The 23,909-nt window shown below is 44.6% G+C and carries 19 protein-coding genes; 11 read left to right on the top strand and 8 right to left on the bottom strand.

What is annotated here, in order from left to right; genetic code table 11:
- Positions 1 to 8: 8 nt before the first annotated feature.
- The 7 genes from VL525_RS08015 (at position 9) to VL525_RS07985 (ending at position 3,340) form a co-directional block, all read left to right on the top strand.
- The gene (locus tag VL525_RS08015) at positions 9 to 1,055 is read left to right on the top strand and encodes a cbb3-type cytochrome c oxidase subunit II (protein ID WP_325385194.1); all 1,047 of its coding nucleotides are present in this window, start codon (positions 9 to 11) and stop codon (positions 1,053 to 1,055) included.
- Positions 1,056 to 1,060: 5 nt separating this feature from the next.
- Positions 1,061 to 1,333: a hypothetical protein gene (locus VL525_RS08010; RefSeq protein WP_325385192.1), complete on the top strand. Its 273-nt coding sequence runs from the start codon at positions 1,061 to 1,063 to the stop codon at positions 1,331 to 1,333.
- Positions 1,334 to 1,340: 7 nt separating this feature from the next.
- Complete coding sequence (locus VL525_RS08005) at positions 1,341 to 1,754, top strand: cytochrome C (RefSeq protein WP_325385190.1); 414 nt, start codon at positions 1,341 to 1,343, stop codon at positions 1,752 to 1,754.
- Entirely contained in the window at positions 1,751 to 2,134 is a 384-nt protein-coding gene (locus VL525_RS08000; protein ID WP_325385188.1) for a group III truncated hemoglobin, read from the top strand. Before VL525_RS08005 ends, VL525_RS08000 begins: the two co-directional genes overlap by 4 nt.
- A gap of 85 nt (positions 2,135 to 2,219) precedes the next feature.
- Complete coding sequence (locus VL525_RS07995) at positions 2,220 to 2,492, top strand: cupin domain-containing protein (RefSeq protein ID WP_325385186.1); 273 nt, start codon at positions 2,220 to 2,222, stop codon at positions 2,490 to 2,492.
- 12 nt (positions 2,493 to 2,504) lie between these two features.
- Entirely contained in the window at positions 2,505 to 2,987 is a 483-nt protein-coding gene (locus VL525_RS07990; protein ID WP_325385184.1) for a hemerythrin domain-containing protein, read from the top strand.
- 23 nt (positions 2,988 to 3,010) lie between these two features.
- On the top strand, positions 3,011 to 3,340 hold the full coding sequence (locus VL525_RS07985; RefSeq protein WP_325385182.1) for a 2Fe-2S iron-sulfur cluster-binding protein: 330 nt from the start codon (positions 3,011 to 3,013) through the stop codon (positions 3,338 to 3,340).
- Positions 3,341 to 3,690: 350 nt separating this feature from the next.
- Here VL525_RS07985 and VL525_RS07980 read toward each other — a convergent pair whose 3' ends face one another.
- The 4 genes from VL525_RS07980 to VL525_RS07965 form a co-directional block, all read right to left on the bottom strand.
- Positions 3,691 to 3,972: a pyridoxamine 5'-phosphate oxidase family protein gene (locus VL525_RS07980; RefSeq protein ID WP_325385180.1), complete on the bottom strand. Its 282-nt coding sequence runs from the start codon at positions 3,970 to 3,972 to the stop codon at positions 3,691 to 3,693.
- A gap of 10 nt (positions 3,973 to 3,982) precedes the next feature.
- On the bottom strand, positions 3,983 to 4,432 hold the full coding sequence (locus tag VL525_RS07975) for a putative zinc-binding protein (RefSeq protein WP_325385178.1): 450 nt from the start codon (positions 4,430 to 4,432) through the stop codon (positions 3,983 to 3,985).
- A gap of 15 nt (positions 4,433 to 4,447) precedes the next feature.
- A complete protein-coding gene (locus VL525_RS07970; RefSeq protein ID WP_325385176.1) occupies positions 4,448 to 6,793 on the bottom strand; it encodes a cbb3-type cytochrome c oxidase subunit I in 2,346 nt (781 codons plus the stop codon).
- Between the two features lie 452 nt (positions 6,794 to 7,245).
- Positions 7,246 to 7,953 (bottom strand): Crp/Fnr family transcriptional regulator, encoded by a 708-nt coding sequence (locus tag VL525_RS07965; RefSeq protein ID WP_325385174.1) that lies wholly within the window; start codon positions 7,951 to 7,953, stop codon positions 7,246 to 7,248.
- A 98-nt stretch (positions 7,954 to 8,051) separates the two neighbouring features.
- Here VL525_RS07965 and VL525_RS07960 point away from each other — a divergent pair, with 98 nt between their 5' ends.
- The 3 genes from VL525_RS07960 to VL525_RS07950 all read left to right on the top strand — a co-directional run bounded on the left by VL525_RS07960 (position 8,052) and on the right by VL525_RS07950 (position 11,748).
- On the top strand, positions 8,052 to 8,714 hold the full coding sequence (locus tag VL525_RS07960; RefSeq protein ID WP_325385172.1) for a hypothetical protein: 663 nt from the start codon (positions 8,052 to 8,054) through the stop codon (positions 8,712 to 8,714).
- Between the two features lie 30 nt (positions 8,715 to 8,744).
- Complete coding sequence (locus VL525_RS07955; RefSeq protein WP_325385169.1) at positions 8,745 to 10,400, top strand: SulP family inorganic anion transporter; 1,656 nt, start codon at positions 8,745 to 8,747, stop codon at positions 10,398 to 10,400.
- 121 nt (positions 10,401 to 10,521) lie between these two features.
- On the top strand, positions 10,522 to 11,748 hold the full coding sequence (locus VL525_RS07950; RefSeq protein ID WP_325385167.1) for an IS256 family transposase: 1,227 nt from the start codon (positions 10,522 to 10,524) through the stop codon (positions 11,746 to 11,748).
- 118 nt (positions 11,749 to 11,866) lie between these two features.
- Here VL525_RS07950 and VL525_RS07945 read toward each other — a convergent pair whose 3' ends face one another.
- On the bottom strand, positions 11,867 to 14,728 hold the full coding sequence (locus VL525_RS07945) for a PAS domain S-box protein (protein ID WP_325385165.1): 2,862 nt from the start codon (positions 14,726 to 14,728) through the stop codon (positions 11,867 to 11,869).
- Between the two features lie 470 nt (positions 14,729 to 15,198).
- Here VL525_RS07945 and VL525_RS07940 point away from each other — a divergent pair, with 470 nt between their 5' ends.
- Positions 15,199 to 16,209: a PAS domain-containing protein gene (locus VL525_RS07940; protein WP_325385163.1), complete on the top strand. Its 1,011-nt coding sequence runs from the start codon at positions 15,199 to 15,201 to the stop codon at positions 16,207 to 16,209.
- Between the two features lie 665 nt (positions 16,210 to 16,874).
- On the opposite strand, the gene VL525_RS07935 is transcribed toward VL525_RS07940, so the two are convergent.
- The 3 genes from VL525_RS07935 to VL525_RS07925 form a co-directional block, all read right to left on the bottom strand.
- A complete protein-coding gene (locus VL525_RS07935) occupies positions 16,875 to 18,698 on the bottom strand; it encodes a beta-galactosidase family protein (protein WP_325385161.1) in 1,824 nt (607 codons plus the stop codon).
- A 175-nt stretch (positions 18,699 to 18,873) separates the two neighbouring features.
- Positions 18,874 to 20,577: a RagB/SusD family nutrient uptake outer membrane protein gene (locus VL525_RS07930; protein ID WP_325385159.1), complete on the bottom strand. Its 1,704-nt coding sequence runs from the start codon at positions 20,575 to 20,577 to the stop codon at positions 18,874 to 18,876.
- A gap of 13 nt (positions 20,578 to 20,590) precedes the next feature.
- On the bottom strand, positions 20,591 to 23,770 hold the full coding sequence (locus VL525_RS07925; RefSeq protein ID WP_325385157.1) for a TonB-dependent receptor: 3,180 nt from the start codon (positions 23,768 to 23,770) through the stop codon (positions 20,591 to 20,593).
- Positions 23,771 to 23,909: the final 139 nt, after the last annotated feature.

The following is a 23,909-nucleotide window of genomic DNA, read 5'->3' as shown; positions in this document are numbered from 1 at the left end:
TTAAAACAATGGAAATCTATAATAATCATAAAAGACTTTTTGGGGCAGCCATCATTTTATTTATTGTCCTGACCATGTTTGCCGCTATTTTACCGGCGTTGAATGCAGAAAAAAATGACGTCCCTCTGCCGGGCAGTAAGGCTTTAACTCCAGATGAACTGGCCGGTAAAGGAATTTATATCCGTGAAGGTTGTATTGCCTGCCACACGCAGCAAGTCAGAAATGTGGATATGGATAAGATATGGGGCAGCAGGCCCGGGATCGCCGCTGACTACGCACGGATCAAGAGAACAGATGTATGGAGAAACACCGCCATGCTCATGGGGTCTGAACGCACAGGGCCCGACCTGACCAATATCGGTGTGAGGCAACCCAGCCAGGACTGGCTCCTGCTCCATTTCTATAACCCCCGGTCAGTAGTAGCGCAATCCATTATGCCCGCATATCCATGGCTGTTTGAAGTGAAAGAATACCCCTTTCCCGGCGACGTGGCTGTGCATGTTCCGGATGAATACCGCAAAGGCATAACGGGTCAGATTATTGCGACCAAAGAAGCGATGCAATTGGTAGCCTACCTCAAATCATTAAAGCAGGTCAGTTTGCCGGATGGAAAGCCAACACCTTTATTTTTATATGGTAAGGATTCAAAAGAAACCGGCATCGCACAAAGTGCAGCAAGCACTAAAGCAATTGCCGCCCCGCAGCTTGATGGCGCCGCCCTGTATACCGCTAATTGTTCCAGTTGCCACCAGCCTAACGGCGAGGGCTTGGCTGGTGCTTTTCCGGCTCTAAAGGGCAGCAAGGTGGTACTTGATGACAATCCGGAAGTACAGATCACAATTATTATGAAGGGTTATAACGGGAGGGCGAACGAAGGATATGGTGTAATGCCGCCGGTTGGAACGAATAATAATCTGAAACCGGAAGAAATTGTAGCTATTATCAATCACGAACGCACTAGTTGGGGGAATGGCTCCAAACAAGTAACCGTGGATGATGTAAAAAAAGTAATTGCAGCGCTTAAACCGGCAAATGAGATTGCCGCAAAAAAATAAAAGAGATGAAAGCAAAAAAAATATGGACCGGTATGATATGCACGGCTTTGTTGCTATTAGTTGGCTTGCCTGTTGTGGCTTGCGAGGCTTGTAAAAAGCAGCAGCCGAAATTATTGCAGGGCATCACACATGGTTCAGGACCGGACAGCAACTGGGATTATTTGATCGTAAGCATTATGGTGGTTATCACCGCATACTCTTTTTATGCCATGATCAAATGCCTGGCGAAATCCCGTGATAAGGCTCACCAGAATATTAAGACCATTATTTTAAACTAATAGTATTATGGAGGACAAAAGTTTTGTAACCCTGTTTATCGACGATGACCCTCAGCCGGTAGGAACATTTCCTGCGCCGGTATCTTTTGAACTGGATACCAAAAAGCTGACCGATGGCAAACATGTCCTTAAAGTAGTCAGCAAAGACCACAGAGGGAAAGAGGGCATCAAGACCATCCCTTTTATCGTCCGGAACGGCCCGGCGATTGCGGTTGAAGGCATCAGAAAGGATGAAGTTGTCGACGGGGTTTTGCCGTTAATGATCAACGCCTATAGCAAGGGCGACCAAAAAACATTTATGCTGCAAGGTAGTGAGACCCCTCAAAGCATTCCTTTCTGGATCATCATCCTGCTGATCATGTTTGTGGCCTGGGCTGTCTATTATCATATTACTTCGGGACAGATAAACTTAGTTAAATGAAGGACATCGAAAATATTGAAGACATCAAAGTTTTTGTAGATGAATTCTATGAAAATGTCAGGAATGATGAATTAATAGGCCCGGTCTTTTTGGAAAAGGTCGGGGATTGGCCGCATCATCTGGAAAAATTATATGCCTTTTGGAATGCAGCACTCTTTGGTGTGCCGGGATTCAGGGGCAACCCTTTTGCCAGGCATGCACCTTTGAAAATTGGCCCTGAACACTTTACCCGGTGGCTGAAATTGTTTTATGAAACAATAGACCGGCATTTTGAGGGAGAAGTGGCAGCAGATGCAAAAAACCGTGCTGAACTCATGGCCTATATGTTTTTAAATCGTTTACAAAAAATGGTGGATGGCCCTGACAAAGTAGTGATGTAACCGGGTGGCCCGGGTGATTTGGTGAAAAACTGCGCGAAGAGCAGAATGGCTGTTCGAGGGCGCAAGACGATAAATTACTATCAAGATGAAAGAAATAGAAAAGAATGACCACTATAAGATCCTGACCGTAGAATTACCTGCGGGAACAAGTATGCCGAGACACCTGGCTACTTCAGACGCTTATATCATTGTCGAATCCGGCAATGCTCTGCTGATTTTCAAAGGTGAGACCTATGAATTAAACCAAGGTTCAAACATGACAATCCCTTCACGTGAGCCGCATCTTTTGAAGGTGATCAGGGATTTTAAAGCATTTGTTGTTTTAGCTAAGGATGCAGTGATCGATTTTGCGGCATAATAATTTGACAACGTGAAAAATAAGCCAATTAAACGTAGCAAGTATATGATCTTCCTGTCCCATGATCACCACTCCGGTTTGCTTTTTTGCTGGAAGATCAAAGAAGGATTGAAAAGAGGCGTCGATGCTTTGCGGATCAAATCCTATATTAATTTCTTTTGGGAAAATCATTTGAGCGAACATTTCCAGGAGGAAGAGGTGCTTTTATTTAACCGGCTTACCGATCCTCTCACCAGGCAGGCCAAGCAGGAACATGCCATGCTCACCAAACGAGTTAAGCGGATGAATCACTATGAAGTGGAGAACAATGAGGATTTCGTAATCTTCGCTGAATTGATGACTAAACATATCAGATTTGAGGAGAGGGTCCTTTTTCCGCACCTGGAGAAGGAATTGCCGATCTCCACGCTGGAAACAGTGGGCGCTTACCTGGAACAGCAACATCATACGCCATTTAAAGAAGATTACCCGGATAAATTTTGGGAGGAACAGTAAGTGAAAATGGACCGTAAATAGCCATGGAAGAGCAGCTGGACAATATAGTAGTTCATGTGATCTGTGAAGACCAGGAATATACTCTTAATACCTATCCTAATGAATACCGAAACCTGATGATGCTGATTTACGACCGCATATATACAGAAGGATTTGGAGAATGTTTGGGCATGGGTAAATGCGGAACCTGTATGGTTGAAATTATCGGCAGCATGCATAAGTTATCGTATTATGATCGGAACGAGCAGGCGACCTTATCAAGAGCCGGCGTTCAGGGCAGCGAAGTACGGCTGGCTTGTCAAATGCTGATCGATGAAACTATGGATGGTTTGAAAGTTAAAATACAGGCTTAAGCAGACTGCGCCCCCAAACATGAGCCCCGGTTTGCATTAAAAGGAGGTCAGGAATTAGACATATTGGAAATGCTGCCCGACACTGGACCGGACAGCAGGCGTGCTTGTCAAATACGGATAAGCGCAAAAATGGACAGTATGCCTGTTCGGATAGCAACCGAGAACTAAGCGTCTTAAATTCCAGCGCTAATGCACATGCTCCATATTATCGCTATCTCTATGCCATACAACTTTCTTGCCCAAGATTTTCCCGCTGTTTGTCATCTTGATCGATTCCAATTTCACTAAAAAGATTTCGCCTCCTACTGTTAAAGCTAACGGAACCCTTTTGTAATATTCCATCGCCGCTTCTAACTTGCGCAGCGCCTCCCTCTGCAGAATATCCCTGAAAATTGGATGCCTTTGGCTGGAAATGCACCCATTTTTTCATCTAAAATTGTTCCGGCTATTTGTGGATTTTCCAGTAATAATTTGATATGGCGGGAGGTGGGAGACGATTTGAAGATCAGCGAAAAGTATTGGGGGCTAAAAGCATAAAAAGAAGTAAAGCAGTATGGGTTACCCTGCTCGTCCACACAGCAGATCGTAGCTGTTTTCTGTTTCTGTACGAAATTTTTTATTTCTTCATCCATTTGATAAATCTTATATCTGCCTTCCTGCAGAAGTCGTCATAAAAGTCCCTTCAACAGGGCAATTTGTTAAGCACTTACCAGGCTTAGGCATTTCCGCAAATGTTTCGGAAATTACCTGTTGGAGCTTTTTCAGTATTTCATTGGCTTGACGACTATCAAAGTCTTCATGTTGCTTTTTGGACACACCGAGCTTAGTTAGTTCAATATGCATGTCCGGGACTATTTGATAATTGTCGAGGCATGCTTTTACACAGGCAAGCGGACAACCATCTATTGCTATTACTTTTCTCCCTGACTGCGCCACTTTCACTATTTTTTTCACATGGCCCCCAACCCCTGCGATGCAGGACATTTCTCCGGACCCCGCCCTGTCTAATGATACTGCGAGGTAGTTGGCCATTTGTGCCGCACTCGAGCAACCGGAACAGGAATAAACGAGCGGTATATTTTTATCAGTCATTCTCGTCTATAAATATTAAGGCACAAAAACCTGTTCACTATTCTGGAGTATCGGGGATTGTGTGGAATGCTTATCACCAGCCTTTATAAAATTCTTTCTGCTGCGCATTACATACCACACCAGCGGCACCACACCACCTAATGTAAATATGACACCGCCTATGGCACGCAACCATGTGAATGTCTGAAAACCCGCGCTTCCAATAAATTCATCACTGCGGGCAAACCAAAGACCTTTTTCCGTTACCGTTTCAAATTGCCAGATACCGACCGGAAACAGGTCCAGAAACACCATAAGCAACAGCCCGATATTGACTGACCAGAATACCACTCTTATTGTCCGTGGTTTCCACCATTCAGCCTTGAATAATAACTGACAACAGAATAGAACAGCAGCAAGTGAAAGGTTTCCATAAACACCCATTAATGCAGCATGGCCATGATTGACCGTCAAATAAGTGCCATGCTCATAATAGTTTGCAATTGGAAGATTAATGATAAAGCCGAGTACGCCTGCACCGAAAAAGTTCCAAAAATTTACTGCGAGGAGAAATAAGAACACTTCCGAAAATCCAAATCGTTTTTCCCCGCCGCCATTTGTACGATTATTTTTCTCAAGCAGCTTAGGCATTTTGCTAAAGCGCCAGGCCTCCAGACTGAGCAATACCAAAGGAATAACCTGTAATGTCGAAAACACCGAGCCCAATGCCATTGTGCCTACCGGCTTTGCGTTCCAGTAAAAGTTATGTGAAATACCCAGCAAACCCGAACCAAGAAATAATAACGTGGCGACATAAATTACACGTATCGTTGCCTGTATGCTCACAAGCCCCATTAACACCATAAAATAGCCGATCAGTACTGTTGTAAATACTTCGAAAAAAGCTTCCGCCCACATATGTATGACGCACCAGCGCCAGAAATCTGCAATTACAAAATTTGTGGACGGCGTAGCAATAAAGCCTGACAGCAGCAATAAAATGATACTTGAAGTTGTGTAAACCAACCAGTTGGGCAATGCCCAGGGCGATCCCCATTTCATTACAGGTCTTAATCCGCGATACAGCGTTATGGCCCACAAAACTAAAACTATAAAAAGCAGCGCCTGCCATGCTTTACCCAACTCCACATATTCCCAACCCTGATGTCCGAACCAGTACCAATAATTTGCAAGAATGCCCTTTGGCCCTAAAAATATTCCTGCGAAGGAACCCGCAACCATCAGTATTGTTAACCAGAAAATAGTGTTGATCAGGGTTAGCTGCCCTTTGCGCTGTCCCGGCGAAATCATCGAAACAACAAAGAATGATGCACCTATCCAGCAAATGGAAATCCATAACAGTGAAAGCTGCACATGCCAGCTTCTGGTAATTGGTTCGGGTAAAACCGTCGTAATATTAAAACCAAAAAAGTTAACGAAGCCAACAAAGTCATGAACGGTTAATATGCCTGCAACCACCTGTGTTGCAAATAGTAAAATTGCGGCATAAAAAAATTTGTAGGTCGCCTTTTGAGTTTTATCCGGCTGGAATTTATTTATTTCATCGGTTGTCATAAAGGGACGACTCTTGTTAGCTACAACACTATCATCAAGTTTTTCCATTTTCCCATGATAATACAAAACGATGCCTAAGCCCAATATAAGCCCCAGCGAGCCGATGATGCTCCATAATACTACTGCGCTGCTTGGTGTATTTCCCGCCCCAGGATCGTAAGGCCAGTTATGCGTATAACTATAGGTTTCGCCGGGCCGTTGTACACCGCAAACCCATGCCCCCCAAAAGAAAAAAGCGGTCAGCGGCCTTATTTCGCTTGCGTTTTTTATGTAACCGGCAGGGTGAAAGGATGAACCAGCCGTTCCAGAGAAAAATTGCTGGTAATATAGTGGCAACTCATCTGCGGCATAGGTTTGGGCTGCGCTCAACATTACACGATTGCTTCCACTGTTATAATGGTTGCTCTTGATTTCACTTTTTATTTGCTCGCCAATCCCTTGTCTTATTATATTATTTTCTAAATCACTTTTATTCATTGTCGATAAATAAAAATGGTTCATCAATAGCATCGTATGGTGCAGGGCATCCGCAGTGAAATCAGGTCCCCGATTTGCACCGTCGCCAAACATGCTCCCATATTCCATAAGTGCATATTTTTGAAAAATGGCCTGCCCCTTAAGAATATCTGCTTTTGAATAAATAATTTCCCCTTTGTCCGAAGTGAAATCCGGAATAGGCGGGGCATCCGAGTAGGTATGAATACCAATTTGTATTACGCCTGCAATACTTATAGTGAAAATAACGAGCAGCGGGAGCCACCACTTTTTCGGATTCATCAGAAAATCAATGAAATCAAATTTTTTCATAATTGTGAGGGTTTTGTTTTATAATCTATATTAATACCTTTTTATCTTTTATTATTGCAGTTTTCAAGCGTTATTAAGACTATAATAAACAAGTGTATTTTACTTTGAAAATCTCTTTTTCATACCATCAAACTTTGACCTGGCTTACCAGTATGTCGGCTTCAAATACAAAAACGCCAATATCGCTATTGGATCATCAGAAAAAATGACCTTAATCACATTTTGGACGATTAGGTAACAATATTGTAATGGAATGTATACAGATCAGGAAATGTTTAGCCATTCGCATTATTTTGAACGGTATTTTTGGGCTGACTTAAGCTTTAATATTAAAAAAGCAACTAGTTAAATTGGCGAGGGCAGCTATGAAAAAATATACAGGAGTGAACGGCAGACAAGTCGGAATGAGTCGGTCAAAAAGTAATTATATCAATGCAGTTCCCAACGTATCTTTATCTATAGTTTGATTTTTTGACCAACCGTTTAATATCTCTAATCCATATTTTCCGGCCATCTGTTTCGATGATACCCTCGGTCTTAAACTCCTTTAAAAGGCGAATCACATTTTCCTGCGCAATGCCTGCCATGCTCGCCAAATCCATCCGGGAGATATTTAATATAATTTCTTTCTCGTCGGATCCTTCTTCTTTATACCTCTCACGGAGCACGATCAGGGCAATGGCGAGCCGTTCGGGCGCGGTCCGTTGAGCGATTACAGAAATACTGTTGACCAGGACTGCAAACTCATGGCTGAGCGTTTTTAGTAGCTGCTGGTTAAATGCCGGCGAGTGGTGCAAGGCGCGCGTAAAGTCATCCTCGGGTATGAAACTGATCACGCTATCCTCCATTGCGGCAGACGAATCAGGGTATCGCTCCTGCGACAGGACGGCGTGATAACCAATTAGTTCGCCCGGGCCGGCTACATAAATGATCTGCTCTTTGGAAAGATTGTCCACCTTATATTTCTTGACCTTTCCACTCTGGATCAGGAAAATACCGGAAGGCACGGTGCCTTCCCTGAAAATCACCTCCCCCTTTTTATATTTCAGTTCGCTTTGGTGCACCAGCAAGTCAGCATACTCAGATTCAGAAAGCACGTTCAGTACAGATTGCGTGGTAAAATTCCAACGATCAATAGGAAAGATTCCGGACAGACTCATAAATGTAAAGATACGCATTTTAAAAACTGATAAATATCAGCTTCTGCGTTGATCTATTACGGTAAATCACCTTGCTGCACAGGCTAAATTTGCAGGTCATGAAAATTTACCCGTTCTCCAATTTCCCACCATTCCCAGAAGGCCCTGACTCAGGGTTAGGGATAAAGCTTCGTAAAACACAATCTAATGCCGCATTATTCAGCAATGACGCCGCTTTCGACTGGATGTACCCCGAACATTTTCAACTGCTGTCCCTGAAACATTGGACACCTTTGGCCGTCGCCCGGAAAGCCGCTGCGTTTTTGGCAGAACCGGGTGCGCGGGTGCTGGACATCGGCAGCGGTATCGGTAAGTTTTGCCTGGCCGCAGGTTATGAGTTTCCCGAAACGTATTTCTATGGGGTGGAGCAACGCCATGAATTAGTTTACCACGCCGAGGATGCAAAGGGCTATACCGGGCTGCCCAATGTGAATTTTATCTATGCCAATATCACCCAGGTCAATTTTAAGCAATTCGATCATTTCTATCTTTATAATTCCTTTTATGAAAACATTGACCCGGAGAACCAAATAGACGACACGATTGAAATTTCCGAAAGCCTCTATAACTACTATACGCAATATTTATTTAAGGCGCTTGAGGAAAAACCATCCGGGACCCGCCTGGTGACCTTCCATGTTTCAGGGGAAGAGGTGCCTCCGGACTATAAACTTGCGGATGTTTCTGATAATACTTTGCTGAAAATGTGGATCAAAGCCTGACCAAATGAAAATCCGTCACTTGCTGTAGATATGAACCTTTTTAGGCCAAAGCTAATAGATACTTTAAAAAACTATAATAAGGATCAGTTCTTTAAAGATATGGTTGCGGGAGTGATTGTTGGCATCGTGGCCTTACCTTTAGCTATCGCCTTTGCCATCGCCTCCGGTGTTTCCCCGGAAAAAGGAATTTTTACTGCTATTATTGCCGGGTTCATTATTTCTGCACTAGGTGGCAGTCGCGTCCAGATCGGTGGGCCGACCGGTGCTTTTATCGTAATTGTCTACGGAATTGTCCAGCAGTTCGGTGTCAGCGGCCTGATCATAGCCACATTTATTGCAGGTATATTGCTGATCATCATGGGCCTTACCAAATTGGGTAACGCCATCAAATATATTCCTTACCCGCTGATCATCGGTTTTACCACCGGTATCGCCGTCATCATTTTTTCCTCCGAAGTCAAGGATTTACTGGGCTTGAAGATGGGCAGCGTACCTGCAGATTTTATCAGCAAATGGCTGGCTTACGGGCACCATTTGGCTTCTGTCAATCTTTACGCCGCGGCCATCGGCATTTTTACTTTAATGGTGGTTCTGTTATGGCCCAAAATCACCCACAAGGTTCCGGGTTCACTGATCGCCATCATCGTTACTACTTTTGTGGTCAGCCTTTTTCATTTGCCCGTTGAAACCATCGGCAGCCGGTTTGGGGCCATTCCTTCATCATTGCCCAAACCAGTTATTCCGGGAGTAAGCTTCGCCGTTATCCAGCAACTGATCAGGCCGGCGATCACTATTGCGCTGCTGGGCAGTATCGAATCCTTGTTATCGGCGGTGGTAGCAGATGGTATGATCGGCGGCAATCACCGCTCCAATACCGAACTGATCGCCCAGGGCCTGGCCAATATCTGCTCTTCCATTTTCGGGGGTATCCCGGCGACCGGGGCAATTGCAAGAACGGCTACCAATATCAAGAACGGCGGTAGGACGCCCGTAGCCGGGATGATCCATGCGCTGACCCTGCTGGTGATCATGCTCTTTGTCGGCAAGTGGGCTGCGCTGATCCCTATGGCCACGCTTGCCGGGATATTGATCGTGGTCGCCTGGAACATGAGTGAGCTGGAAAATTTTATCAGTGTATCTAAAGGTTCAAAAAGCGACGCCGCAGTTTTAATAACCACTTTTGGCCTGACCATATTGGTTGATCTTACTGTAGCCATTGAAATCGGAATGATCCTGGCTGCCTTCCTGTTTATGCGGAAAATGATGCAGGCTAGCTCAGTCCAGCAGGCTGTTTTTACTGGGAATCAAGTTTCAGGCGAGTTGTTTGATTCGCAGATTATTCCTACCGGAGTTGATGTCTTTGAGATCAACGGCCCCCTATTCTTTGGAGCAGCTTATAAATTTAAGGATGCTATGAAAATGCTGGAAAAGCCTGCGCGGGTACTGATCATCAGGATGAGAAATGTACCCGTTATCGATGCCACCGGCATTAGGGTACTGAAAGAGGTAAATACAGCAACAAAAAAGCATGGAACAAAATTGATCCTTTCCGAAGTTAATAGTTTACAGGTTATCAATGAATTAAAAAAGGCCCGTTTAATATTTCAGATCGGCAAAGGAAACATCAAGACGACGTTTGAAGAAGCTTTGAAGAGAGCCAACCACCTTATCGGCGCAAAATTGTAAGAAGAATTAAGCCTTGATCTGGCCTGACAAAACATTCAGAAACGATAGCTAAGCAATTATTATTCGAGGGTGTAAAATAAACTGTGTCAAAGTGTAAATAATTACCTTTAACATAGTTTAGATGAAAAGAGAAGAAGAGTCGCTCGAGTACGAGCAAATGAAGAAAAAAGTCCTGGAGCAGTTCCGCACGGGCAAGTCGTTGTACGGTAAGGATGGGGCATTTGCGCCACTGCTGAAAAGTTTTTTAGATGCTGCGCTGGACGCGGAACTGGAGAATCATTTGGATGAGGCAGAACGCAGTTCGGGTAACCGCAGGAATGGTAAGACCAGTAAAGAAGTCCGCACGTCAGATGGCACCATATCGGTAAATACCCCCCGAGACCGGCATTCGAGTTTTGAACCTGAACTGATCCGCAAGCGGGAGACCATTCTGGCAGAAAGCCTGGAATCAAAGATAATCGGCATGTATGGCCTTGGGATGAGTTTCCGTGATATATCAAAGCACATCCGGGATATGTACGATACGGAGATCAGCCACAGTACTTTATCAGCCATAACCGACAAGATTATCCCCGAGGTAAAAGAATGGCAATCCCGACCATTGGAAGAGCTCTACACGATTGTTTGGCTGGACGCCATGCATTACAAAGTTAAAGAGGATCACCGGATGGTATCCCACGCTGTTTATAATATCCTGGGCATCGACCGTCATGGCCACAAAGAGTTGTTAGGGATGTATGTATCTCAAAGCGAAGGTGCTAACTTTTGGTTAAGTGTGCTTACCGACCTGCAGAACCGGGGAGTAAAAGATATCCTGATTGCCTGTATCGATAACCTGAATGGCTTCCCGCAAGCAATAAATGCCGTGTTCCCTCAGGCAGAGATACAAACGTGTGTAGTGCATCAAATACGTAATAGCCTAAAGTATGTAGCCTCGAAAGACCAAAAGCCATTTATGAAGGACCTTAAGCCCGTCTATCAGGCGGAGACGCTTGAACTGGCTGAACTTCGTTTAGATGAACTGGAAGAGAAATGGGGTAAAAAATATGAGAAAGTGCTGGAGTCGTGGCGTAGAAACTGGCCGAAACTGACCACATATTTCCGATATGACGCAGCCATCCGTAAACTGATATATACCACTAACGCCATCGAAGGCTTTCATCGTCAGGTCAGGAAAGTGACTAAAACCAAAGGAGGATTTACTTCCGATATGGCGCTGTTAAAGCTAATTTACCTGGCCCATAACAACATTAAAGAAAAATGGACGATGCCACTTTCCAACTGGGCGACGACCGCCCAAAAGCTGGCAATTTGGTTTCCTGATAGAATGATATTAGATTTGAATTAGCAATCAAGCCCAGGCAGGCTCCGGCCCATGGGCCGGAGCCTGCCTGGGCTTGACACAGTTTATTTTACAGACCCTATTATTCAGCATTTTTGTATTGAATACAAGCTATTGTGCTTTCTCAAACTGGCAACATTACCTTAAATGTAGTTCCTTGTCCTGGTGTGCTCTGAATGCTTATCTGACCTTTCAACGCTTCGACGTGGCTTTTGACCAGAAACAGCCCCAGTCCCTTTCCTTCAATGTGAGAATGGAACCGCCGATAAGGTTTGAAAATCTCATTTGAATGCTTTAAAAGGTCGATTCCGACACCATTGTCCGATAGTTCAATCAGCACCTCATCAGGTTTTTTGATAATATTTACTAATATCTTCAGCCTCTTTTCAGATCGATACTTTATTGCGTTCGTAATAAGATTATAAAAGATGCTGTACACGTAAGCTTTATGGGATTTTATAATAAAAGATGCTGACGGGTATTCAATTTCAACTTCAAGGCGGCTAATTGAATCATTTAAAGCTTCAATGATCTCCGCTACAATACCACGTAGATCAACTGTTTCTTTTATTAATTCCACCGAACTGTCGGTAACCGATAAAATCTTACTCATATCCCGGATAACATTGTCCAATCTTGTTACGCTGAATTTCAGATCGATTGCACATTTTTCAACGGTTAGCGGATCCTCCTTGTCTAGTTCCAGCAATTCGGAAATGCCCATGATATTAGCCACGGGAGACCGTAAATTGTGGGAGATCATATAACCGAACTGCTGGAGCTCCTGGTTTCTCTTATAAAGATCGTCAGCGAATAACTCAAATTCTGCTTCTGCTTTCTTTTTTTCAGTAATGTCGCGTTGTATGGTAATATGGTGACTTACGACATCCTTCTCGTCCCGTACCGGAGTCACAGAAATATTCGCCCAAAATTCTTCACCGGTGCTTTTATAATAAATTGTATTGATCTCACAGGGTTGGTGGCATCGTAACGCTTCGCTTAACCTGTGTAACTCGTCTTTATCGGAGCGCGGCCCTTGCAGGATCTTTGGCGTTTTTCCAAGCAACCCTTCAGGGGTGTGCCCAGTCATTTCTGCAAACGACTCATTTGCGTAGACGATAACCGCATTTAACCCATCTTCCGGAGTAGCCAGGGTAATCAGCACGCCATCCCGAGTATTCATGATGACCGACTCTAACAGCCTCAAATGTCGCTCTTCGTTCTTTCTGCGCGTTATGTCGTGCATTGAACCGATCATTTTTAAAAGCTCGCCCTGATGGTTTCTTAGTAATATTGATTTCTCCTTGATATGAAGGTAATTCCCTCCTGCCGTTTTGAAGCGATATTCCAGCGTCCATTCATTAATATCCGGATTTAATCTGGCTGCCCCCATGGCTGCCCATATCCTGTCATAGTCCTCCCGATGTACCTTTGACTGCCAAAAAGCGACTTCACCCTTATTGCCGGAGAGTTGATAACCGAAAAGCTCGGCATATCCATATTCTTTAAACACCGAAGGTTCGCTGGCATTCCATTCCCAAATCGCCTGGGATGTGGCCTGCGCAGCATATTGAAAGCGCTCATTGCTCTCTTGCAATGACATTGCCAACAGCTTTTGTCCAGTGATATCCTGAATGGTACCTTGTATTTTCAATGGCCGTCCGTTTTGATCCCGGACCACCTTTCCAATTTGGCGTACCCACTTTATTGTAGAATCTGGCAAAACCACACGGTATTCCAAATCGACGTTTTTGGCAGTCCCCAGCAACTCAGCCCGTTCGGCAGCGAAGAAATCTCTGTCATCCGGATGTACTCTCTCCCGTATGTAACTCCAATCATTCAAGTCGGCATTCTTGGGAATCATCCATATATTAAATACCTCATCAGACCAATACCTATTCCTGCCTTCAGCATCTATCTGCCAATACCCTAACTTTGCAATAGTTGTGGCATCAGTTAACCGCTCATCTTTTTCTTTTAACAGATTGAGAGCCTTCTCTTTGTCAGTAACGTCATTGGTGAGAACCATTACACATTCCTTACCCATATATTGGAACCGATGACCATACACTTCCACCCTGATTACCTCGCCGCCCTTTTTCAGGTGGCTGAAGATTCCTGTAAGATGCACCTGTTTGTTATTTTCAACCTGCTTTTGCGAACTCAAAAATTTGGAGGTTTCTTCTTTAGGCCGGATATCCAGCAAGCTCCTGTTCAGGAATTCTGCCTTCGAATAACCATATTTGTTTATTGCGGTCTCATTGACCTCCAATATTTTCAGCGTATCCGGGTCGTAAATCCACATTGGCAACGGGCTGGACTGAAACACAGTCCTGTATTTAGCCTCGGACTCCCTTAACTGTTTTTCAGCTAACTCCATATCTGCATTAATCGAAATCAGTTCTGCATTCGCGTCCGTAAGTTCCTCGTTCATAGCTGTCAATTCTTCATTCAGTGTTTGCTCCTCTGCGAGCAACAGCGATACTTCGCTGCGACTTTTCACCAGTGCTGTGGTCTCATTGCAAATAACCAATACTCCCCTAGTTGTTCCTGCCTCGTCCAGCGTTGGGCTAATGCTGAAGGTCCAGTAGGAGGCGTTCAGTGTATTATTGTTATAGAACGAGAAAAGGAAATCCTCGGTGAAAGTGGCTTTGCCTTCTCTTAACGCCTGGTCAATTAACGGATTGATTTTAGGCCAGATTTCCTGCCAACAATCTTCAACCCGCTGTCCCAACGCCCCTGGATGTTTGGAAAATCGAGTTAAGACCTCTTTATAAGCATCATTGTAAAATTGGATCAGTTCGGGTCCCCAGCATAAAAGCATTGGGAATTTGGAATTGAGTATCGTCCCCAATACTACAACAAGACTGGCGGGCCAACTTTCAGGAGAACCTAATGACGTTTGTTCCCAATTAAACCGCTGGATTGACTGTCCCATTTCGCCGCCTTTATTGAGAAGATCCGTCTCTTTGCTTTCAAAATCCATGTAACCGTTTAATTTCATTCAACTTGCTATTTTTTCGTGATAACATGTTTACGTTAATTTTCATGACTCAGTTGCTAAAAAATTGCCTTTTAATTTATAAAAATTACTATTGATATATTTTCAAGTTAAAACTCATCAGGCCTGAGGTCGGCTAAACTGTCTAGTTGGTTAACTTTAAAAAATGGCATTAAGGCATCGATTTAAATCAATGGTGCTTTTACAGCACTTTCATAAGCATCGGATTTTTGATATGTAAAATCATTCTCACTTGGCCGGCGGCAAGCTTGTATGAAAACAAGGCCGCCATACTTTAACCCTATCATTCTTTGAATGGATTCTTGCGTCAGCTATTCATTTATATAAAAACTTGTAATACAGTGCATAAGAAGCCATTTTTGTCAAACAAAAGCATTGTTATGTCGTATATCTAATATACCATCATATTATTATGGGAGTATTAGTTCTGAACGATGAGTGATTCTTTTTACTTTAGGGAAAACAGGCTCGAGGCATTAATTGAAAGTGGAAATGACTTAATCGCTATCCTTGACGTTAATGGCATTTATACGTATGTCGCTCCCTCAGTGAAGAAAGTTTTAAATGAAGATCCGGAAGCTTTTGTTGGTCGATCCTTTACTGAATTCATCCATCCGGAAGACTTTTCAAGATTGACCGACGCTTTCAGGCTAATATTAAATGGCATCAATGAGCTTCAATTAGCACCATTTAGATTTTTAAAGAAGAATGGCGACTGGTGCTGGGTCGAAACTTTTGCAACCAACAAAGTCGAGGACCCTTTAATTCAGGGCATAGTAGTTAATTCGCGCGACATAACCGCTAAAATAAAGGGTGAGCATGAAAAGGCTGCCATGTTTGAACAGTTGCGCTTAGCAAATGAACGGTATGACCTTGTAATGAAAGCTACCCATGACGTTATATGGGAGTTGGATATTCAATCGAACCAAAGGACAGGGGGCAAGATTTTTAGGAAGTTTTATGCTGATTACAACTATTATAACGGCAATTTGGAAAGGTCTTGGGAAGATAACATCCATCCAAGCGACAAATTACGAGTACTGAAAAGCCTGAAGGCGGCCAGAAGCGATCCAAACGCTAAATTCTGGCGATCGAATTACAGATTTATGAGAACCGATCAATCAATAGCCTATATAATTGATCAGGCTTACATTGCCAGAGACAATGATAAAAACGCGATTCGAATGGTAGGTGTAATGCACGACAACACGAACTTAAAAGAAAAAGAGCTTAGCATATTGGAGCAAAATAACCGATTGCGCGAAATAGCTTATATCACCTCCCATGAGATTCGAGGCCCCGTCGCCAGCATTTTGGGGCTTTTAAATATTTTTGACAAAAAAGCACTTGGAAACGAGGAAAACCTGGAAATATTTAATTTACTGTGTACGGCGACCTCGGCATTAGATGACATCATAAGAAAGATTGTCAATAAGGCGGGTTAGGCAAAAAGTTGAAAAAATCTGATGAGATGACTAATTATTTCGATCTTAATGAGGGCGGCGATTCGAGCACATCATTGAGATTTTCAATCTTCTAATCGGCTTAAATGGAATTTTCATGTAACTAAGCATTCAAGAAGGGGCTCTTCTGCGGGCCATATTAATTGGGTATCCGACCAAGATATTCCGTTTCACGATAGTCTATCCAAAATTACTGGAAAGCTTGGTGACGTTTCAAAAGGATCAAAATCGTTTCAAATGCACGTAAATAATGTCAGTTGCCATCAGAAAAATTGTTCAGCCTGTCATTTTTTCATATTTTTGAGATAAGTTATTTAAAATCAACAAAGAATAAATTCACTCGGTTACCTAATCGGTTACCTGTTGATTTTGGAAACGAAAATCACTGATATAAAGGCATTTACGGCAATGGTTCGAGTCCCGTCCATTCCGCTAAAAGTTTATAGATGCCTGTAGTTCCACGAATTGCAGGCATTTTTTGTTTACTCCAAAAACTGGGAACATTTACGCCAAATATTCTGACTTGATCGTCAATATAATTAAACGATGGTCTGCCCCGACGAACAGGTTTGCAGCTTTATCATCATCAAAAAAGCGGAATATCTCTTCGATTTCCGCTTTTCTTTTACCATGCTGATCGCTACCGGTTATTTGAGTTTATCCAAAATTGGCCGTGCAAGTGATGAGAGATCGCTTCCGCGCTGAAGCAGTTCGAACACCACAACCTCATTATTGCCTTTCTTCAGCCATTCAACCGGTATATACAGTGTTTGCTGCGGACCTATATTCCAATATCTGCCCAGGTTATGGCCATTTATCCAAACTACCCCTTTGCCCCATTTGCTCATATCCAGGTAGGTATCGCCCGTCTTTTTCAACTGAAACACACCATGGTACAACGATGGCTGACTTTGTGTTGAAGAAATGTTAGCCAGGTATCTAACCGAATGAATATTGCTAAAAGGGTACTGATACATTTTCCAATTATCCACTTCTTTTCCGTTAAACGTCACCTTTCCGGTAATACCTTTCTTATTTTGAAGCAAATACTTACCGAAATTTATCCGGCCCAGGTTTTCTGCAAGTATATCCAGTTTTACTTTGCCTTTCGGGAGTTTAATTAATAAACTGTCCTGTTTTAAACGCCGATCGAGTACGCCGGCTGTTTTGCCATTGACTACCACAACAGCGTAATCGCGGAGGCCATTAATTTTGAGGAAACCTGTTTTGCCACCTTCGATAGCCGCCCGGTACAACACGTAGCCGTAGGCTTGTTTCATATCTTCGAAAGTGAGCGGTTCCTTACTCAATTTAGCTTTTGGCAGGTTATCTTCCAGGGTCGCCGAACCCGTAAGTTTAATTGATGGAATTGCAATTGCTGGCTTGGCCGGGGGCACTTCAGGAAGTGCTTGCCCAACCGGCAAGTGCTTTTCTATAACTTTCCTGAAAGCCATGAATTTCGCCGTGGCGTTACCGGCTTCATCCAGCGGAGCGTCGTAATCATAACTACTGATCTCGGGTTCAAAAGGAGTACCATCTTTAAAATTGGCGCCATTCATAAAACCACGGGTAGTGCCGCCGTGAAACATGTACATATTGATAGAAATGCCCGCGGCCAGGATGGTATCCAACTGGCCCGTATATTTTGCGGCCGGCACGGTATGATGTGCTGTGCCCCACCAATCGAACCAGGCAGGGTACCACTCCGCAATGTAAAACGGCCCTTTGCCATCATGGGCTGCTTTTACCAGCGATTTTACCTTTCCCGGATCGTCGCCGTTTACAGCTGGTAACAGCCCTGGCAGGTAGCCTTTCATCAGGTCGGCCGGCGGATCGCAAGTATACAACAGTCCGTCAAAACCGGCGTCGCGAAACATTTTTTGATTTATGGCCAGGTATTCCCTATCGCTGCCGTAGGATCCATATTCGTTCTCGACCTGGACCATCAAGATATTCCCGCCATGATTAACCTGCAAAGGCGCCAGTTGTTTTCCCACCTCCCTGATGTAGGTATCATACGCTTTAAGGTATTGCTGTTCCTTGCTTCGCACCTCGAGGCCTTTTTCGTTTTGCAACCAATACGGATAGCCGCCAAATTCCCACTCGGCGCAGATATAGGGGCTTGGCCTCAGTATAACCCAAAGCCCTTCTTCTTTAGCAATTCTTACAAATTCAGCAACGTCGTTATTACCCGAAAAATCAAATTTCCCCTTTTCAGGTTCATGCACATTCCAAAACACATAAGTGCCAATGGTATTCAGCCCCATGGCTTTAGCCATCTTCATTCGCGCCCTCCAGGCTTCGCGGGGTATGCGGGGATAATGCATCTCGCCGCTTATCATCTGGAATGGCTTACCGTCCAGCAAAAAAACTGAGTCGCCAAGCGAAAAAGTGTGCTGACTTTTTTGCGCAAACGACGACGATACCACAAACGATATAATCAGTAGTAAAAAATATTTAATATTCCTCATTTTAAAAATTACAAACCGCCCCTGTCGTTGCAAGGGTCATTTAGTTTAAGAAGCGCAAGGTGATCCTGTAGCAACATCGTCACGGCTTTCATTGCGCAGGGAATAAAAGCGGAACCGCAACACTTAAAAAAGCCGGGCCAAAGATCGCCTTTGGCCCGGCAACAAACCAATTCAACTAGTACCCGGGATTCTGCTGTAACTGATTCCCTGAGGCCTGTATTTCAGACCGTGGAATAGGCAGCCAGTAGTGCTGCGGCAGGAATAACCTACCGTCTAACGCCACTTTTGGAGTGTAGGTGAATGAGCCATCTGCATTCTTGGTAATGATTACGCCTGCAGCTGGTTTATTTTCGGTAACATCGGCAATCTTCCACCGGCGGACATCGTAGAAACGATGTTCCTCAAACGCAAGTTCCACACGGCGTTCGTAACGTACGGCATCGCGCATTTGCGATTGTGTCAAACCGGCGGGCAGGTCGGGCATGTTAACACCGGCACGTTCGCGGATCATATCGATAGCCTGCCTTGCCGAGAACGTTGATCCGGAAGGGATCTGGTCAGGACCGTATGCTTCATTTGCTGCCTCGGCAAAGTTTAACAGTATCTCGGCATACCTGAAATATATCCATGGATGGAAACCTGCATTGCCCCATGGGTTTACCAGCGGGTAAGCGTCGTCCATATATTTACGCAGGTAGTAACCCGTTTTGGTAGTGTTCCAATTGCTTGGACCATCCTTGCTGTCTTTACCCCCCGGAATAAACGCCTCAACAACATCGCCCCTGTATGAAGAGCCATTATGGAGGACAGTATAATCAAAGCGCGGATCGCGGTGATCATACGGATGGGTTGGGTCGTAGCCCGACGCAGGGTCGGTTATCGGCTTACCATTGTCCATCTCGTAATCATCTACCAGATTCTGAAGCGGGGTGTTACCGGCCCAGCCTCCATAACCGTTGGGGCCGTTGGCGATCTCCATGTGTGTATGGTTGGCATTTTTTGTATATAAGCGCTCAAATATCACCTCGTTCGTTTCGTTGGTTAGAAACATATTGGCATAACCTCCCTGGTAGATACCATACTTGTTAAGGTTGATGACAGCCTGTGCGGCGGTTACAGCGTCTTCCCAGGTGCCGGCACTATACAACGGGCTGGCGGCATACAATGCCAGGCGCGATTTCAGAGCAAGCGCGGCACCTTTGGTTGCACGGCCCAATTCCCACGATCCATCATTGTCTAAAGGAAGTTTTGATGCTGCATCATCTAATTGCGCAAGTACATAGTCCATGCTCTCCTTGATAGTTGCACGCTTAAATAAAGAAGGGTCCTGCAGGTTATCGGTCAGGCTGAGCACTTTATCACCCATCAGCACCGCACCGCCATAATTGCGGATTATGTCCTGGTAGCGGAAAGCGCGGATAAACTTAAGCTCGCCTTCAAGACGGGTTTTATGGCCGGCGCTCATATTCAGCTTTGGCAATACACTTAACCCATAATTGCACTCCCTTATGCCCCGATAACTGCGAGCCCAAAGCACGCCGGCATCGCCGAGGTTTTCCGGAGCCAGCTGCCCCCTTTGTATCAGCCACGTAGCATCATCGTTGTTATATATAGATTCATCAGTCAGAGAACTCCACATGGCGTATTCGAAGCCCCGGCCAAAACCAGGGTTCGAACCGTCCCCCTCTTTATCCTGGAGCTTAACACCGATATATCTGTTGGTAACGTAAGCCTCAAACACCGATGTATCTGTCTCGATCGCCGAGGTCGATATCCTGTCTGTTGGCTGTATCGTTAAAAAGTTTTTCTTACATGCCGTCATCCCAAGCATCCCGCACAGGATAATATATAACGACGGCCTTTTATATTGTAATTTCATTTATCTTATCTGATTAAAATTTCACGTTAACACCTAAGTTTATAATTTTCTGCTGCGGATAGAACTGGCCGCTGCCGCTTGTCCCTTCCGGATCATAGTCCTTAACCTTGGTTATGGTGAACAGGTTGAACGCACTGGCGTAAACCCTCAAGCCCGAAACTTTGATCTTCGATAAAAAAGCCGATTTAACATTATAGCCCAACTGTATATTCTTTAAGCGTAAAAAGGAGGCGTTATTCAGCCAAAACGTATTTGGAAAAAGCCCACCGCTTATTGCGCTGGAAGCACGATCGGAAACACGCGGGTAAGACCCGTTAGTGTTCGAAGGGCTGTACCGGTTATCGGCCCAGCTGCTGTAAAAGTTGCCGATGGTACCAGATTCTGGCAGTACATATTGGCTAACATGGGTTTGCCCGGCAAATAATACAGACAGATCGAATTGCCTGTAAGCTGCGTTAAAGCTAAACCCGTAAGTAATTTCGGGGATGTTGCCGTATTTGCTTCTCACCTGGTCGTCGGCGGTAATTTTTCCATCATGGTTATAATCCTCCAAAATAACATCGCCAACCTGTGCCCCGGTCACGTGCGGGGTAGCATCCAGTTGCTCCTGCGATCTGAAAATACCTACGGCCTTATATAACAGATAAGTATTCAGAGGGTGATCTGTTTGGCGCTGGTAGCTCAGCGCGCCACTGGCTTCGTCAACAAAAATGACCTTACTTTTCGCGTAAGTGATATTGCCGCTTAATCCCCAGCTAAAGTCGGACGTATTATGGCTATAGCCCAGGGTCGCCTCAAAGCCCGAACTGTTTACCTTACCGATATTTTCAGAAGGCACAAGAGGATCCGAGCCATAAGGATTTACAATTCCCGACGTTGCAGGCAAGGATGCATTCCTGGTGGCCAGGATGTCCGAACGTTTTTGCTGGAAATAGATCATCTCGAGGCTGAAATCTTTCAGGAAGATCGCATTGATACCGATATCGAGTTTTTTTGCAACTTCCCAGGTAATATCAGGGTTAGCCAGTTTTGAGAGCGTTACGTTTGGTTGGATAACGTTTGAACCGCTACCCGGTACGCTGGCCACAAAACCGTTGCCCACCAATATATAATTGTCGAAGTATTGAAACCCGTTAACGTTATCATTACCTAACGAGCCATACGAAGCGCGCAGCTTCAGGTCGTCAATAAATTTTACACTATTTTTAAACCAGTCTTCTTTTGATATTCTCCAGCCTATTGATGCCGATGGGAAATAGCCCCATTGTTTACCTGAAGGAAATATAGAACTTCCGTCGGCACGTAACTGGCCTTCAAACAGGTACTTCTCGTCATAAGAATACGCCAACCGGCTGATAACGCTTTGACGGGTATAGTTTGAGCTATAGCCCGAATTTAAATAATCGGTTGCTGCGGTACCACCCTGTGATAACTCGGGCAATGTCGACGACAGGTAGTTATAACGGGTCGCGTCAAAGTATTCCAGGTGATTTTTGCTCTGCTCGTACCCAACAAATGCATTGATGTCGTGCTTGCCAAAAGTGCGAACGTAATTTAACTTTATGTTGGATGTTATAAGCGACTTATTGGTTTGGGATTCGAACAGCATTGGGTTACTGTTATTACCGCCGACAATGATCGGTGTATAAACATCTGTGCTTGATGAATATTGGTAAACATTATAAGGCTTGCTGAAATTCTTATCAAACGCATCCGATCTGTCAACAGAAAAGAAACCGTCCAGCGATAATCCTTCTACCCCCGGGATGGCATAGCTGCTATGCAATATTCCGTTAAAAGTTTGGGTTGGGTTGTTATTGGTACCGCCTATATCAGTAACCTGTAAAGCGGGGTTGTTACCCTCAATACCATAAGTTGGCAAACCGTTAGGGTAAAATGCGGAAACTGTGGGATAGGCGCGGTAAATGGATCTGAAAATATCGCCTGCACCGGTTTCAGGAAATACCCTGTCCTCTTCCCTGCCTGACAACGACAGTCCTACCTTCAAACGTTTAGTAATATTCGCATCAACATTCGACCGAAAATTATACTGATGATACTTGGTCGATCCGTTTTGGTATAAACCGTCCTGGTAAATGGTCCCTGCTGAAACGAAATACTTAACGTCTTCGCTACCGCCGGTTACCGAAAGGCTCTGCTGGTTTTGGAGCGTAACATTTTTCAGCACCTGCTTTTCCCAGTTGGTATTTGGATAATTGAGCGGATCAGAGCCATCTTTAAACTTTTGTATCTGATCGTCCGAATAAACCTGGTTCATGCCGCCGCCCGTATTATCATAGTAGTTGATCTCGTTGACGAGCTGGGCGTAGGTTGCCGCATCGGCCATTTTGGGCAGGCGCGTTGGCGAGCTAAAACCCTGGTTAAAACTGTAATTAATGGTAGGTTTACCCAGCCTGCCGTGCTTGGTTGTAACGAGAATAACGCCGTTGGCTGCGCGGTTACCGTAAATAGCTGCAGACGCGTCTTTCAGTACAGACATGCTTTCAATGTCATTCGGGTCGAGCCTTTCTAAGCCACCTATCTGGCCGGGCACACCGTCCACTACAATAAGTACACTGTTGCTTCCGGTAGTAGCCAAACCACGTACGCTGATGTTGGAACCATCATAACCTGGTTCGCCACTGGTGTTATTCACAATAACACCCGAAATACGGCCGGCTATCGAGTTGGATAAGTTTGGCTGCGGGCTCTTTAGCAGATCGGCACCTTTTACCTGCGATATGGAACCCGTTAAAGTAGCCTTTTTCCGTGTACCATACCCTACAACCACTACCTCGTTCAATGATTTTGCGTCCACTACCAACTGCACATTTACCACACCATCTGCGGGCACTGTCACTTCCTGGGTCAGGTAACCGGTCATGCTGAATACCAGTTTGGCGCCGGCATCAGGAACCACGATAGAGAAGCTCCCTTTCTGGTCGGTTGCTACTCCGCGGCTGCTTCCCTTTATTATCACGGTTACGCCAGGCAGCGGTAAACCCTTTTCGTCGGTCACTGTACCGGTGACGGTGATATTTTGTTTATAGGCCGATAGCCGTATGCCGGGCTTGCTTGCGGTACCGGCAAATGCCGCCAAACATGGGTTAACCATTGTCGCGGCTAACACCAGGCATAACAAACGTTTTTTTCCTCTCGGAGGAGAGAATTCACAAAGTAGTTTTTTCCTCATGTTTTTAATAATAAAATAAATAATTGGTTTCTCTTTCGTTCAATCTCCTGCCCGGTGGTTTAAGGATCAAACGAGGTTGGTTAGGGCTAATGTCAAGTAAAAACTATAATTTAAAGAGGGGATATATCGCATAATTGAA

It is taken from the genome of Mucilaginibacter sp. (genome assembly GCF_035492695.1).
In the GTDB taxonomy this organism is placed as follows: domain Bacteria; phylum Bacteroidota; class Bacteroidia; order Sphingobacteriales; family Sphingobacteriaceae; genus Mucilaginibacter.
This window is presented reverse-complemented; position numbering and strand designations above follow the sequence as displayed.

Coding starts and splice junctions, on each gene's coding strand:
- VL525_RS08015 (WP_325385194.1), top strand. CDS start 9: ATGGAAATCTATAATAATCATAAAAGACTTTTTGGGGCAGCCATCATT.
- VL525_RS08010 (WP_325385192.1), top strand. CDS start 1,061: ATGAAAGCAAAAAAAATATGGACCGGTATGATATGCACGGCTTTGTTG.
- VL525_RS08005 (WP_325385190.1), top strand. CDS start 1,341: ATGGAGGACAAAAGTTTTGTAACCCTGTTTATCGACGATGACCCTCAG.
- VL525_RS08000 (WP_325385188.1), top strand. CDS start 1,751: ATGAAGGACATCGAAAATATTGAAGACATCAAAGTTTTTGTAGATGAA.
- VL525_RS07995 (WP_325385186.1), top strand. CDS start 2,220: ATGAAAGAAATAGAAAAGAATGACCACTATAAGATCCTGACCGTAGAA.
- VL525_RS07985 (WP_325385182.1), top strand. CDS start 3,011: ATGGAAGAGCAGCTGGACAATATAGTAGTTCATGTGATCTGTGAAGAC.
- VL525_RS07980 (WP_325385180.1), bottom strand. CDS start 3,972: ATGGATGAAGAAATAAAAAATTTCGTACAGAAACAGAAAACAGCTACG.
- VL525_RS07975 (WP_325385178.1), bottom strand. CDS start 4,432: ATGACTGATAAAAATATACCGCTCGTTTATTCCTGTTCCGGTTGCTCG.
- VL525_RS07970 (WP_325385176.1), bottom strand. CDS start 6,793: ATGAAAAAATTTGATTTCATTGATTTTCTGATGAATCCGAAAAAGTGG.
- VL525_RS07965 (WP_325385174.1), bottom strand. CDS start 7,953: ATGAGTCTGTCCGGAATCTTTCCTATTGATCGTTGGAATTTTACCACG.
- VL525_RS07960 (WP_325385172.1), top strand. CDS start 8,052: ATGAAAATTTACCCGTTCTCCAATTTCCCACCATTCCCAGAAGGCCCT.
- VL525_RS07955 (WP_325385169.1), top strand. CDS start 8,745: ATGAACCTTTTTAGGCCAAAGCTAATAGATACTTTAAAAAACTATAAT.
- VL525_RS07950 (WP_325385167.1), top strand. CDS start 10,522: ATGAAAAGAGAAGAAGAGTCGCTCGAGTACGAGCAAATGAAGAAAAAA.
- VL525_RS07945 (WP_325385165.1), bottom strand. CDS start 14,728: ATGGATTTTGAAAGCAAAGAGACGGATCTTCTCAATAAAGGCGGCGAA.
- VL525_RS07940 (WP_325385163.1), top strand. CDS start 15,199: ATGAGTGATTCTTTTTACTTTAGGGAAAACAGGCTCGAGGCATTAATT.
- VL525_RS07935 (WP_325385161.1), bottom strand. CDS start 18,698: ATGAGGAATATTAAATATTTTTTACTACTGATTATATCGTTTGTGGTA.
- VL525_RS07930 (WP_325385159.1), bottom strand. CDS start 20,577: ATGAAATTACAATATAAAAGGCCGTCGTTATATATTATCCTGTGCGGG.
- VL525_RS07925 (WP_325385157.1), bottom strand. CDS start 23,770: ATGAGGAAAAAACTACTTTGTGAATTCTCTCCTCCGAGAGGAAAAAAA.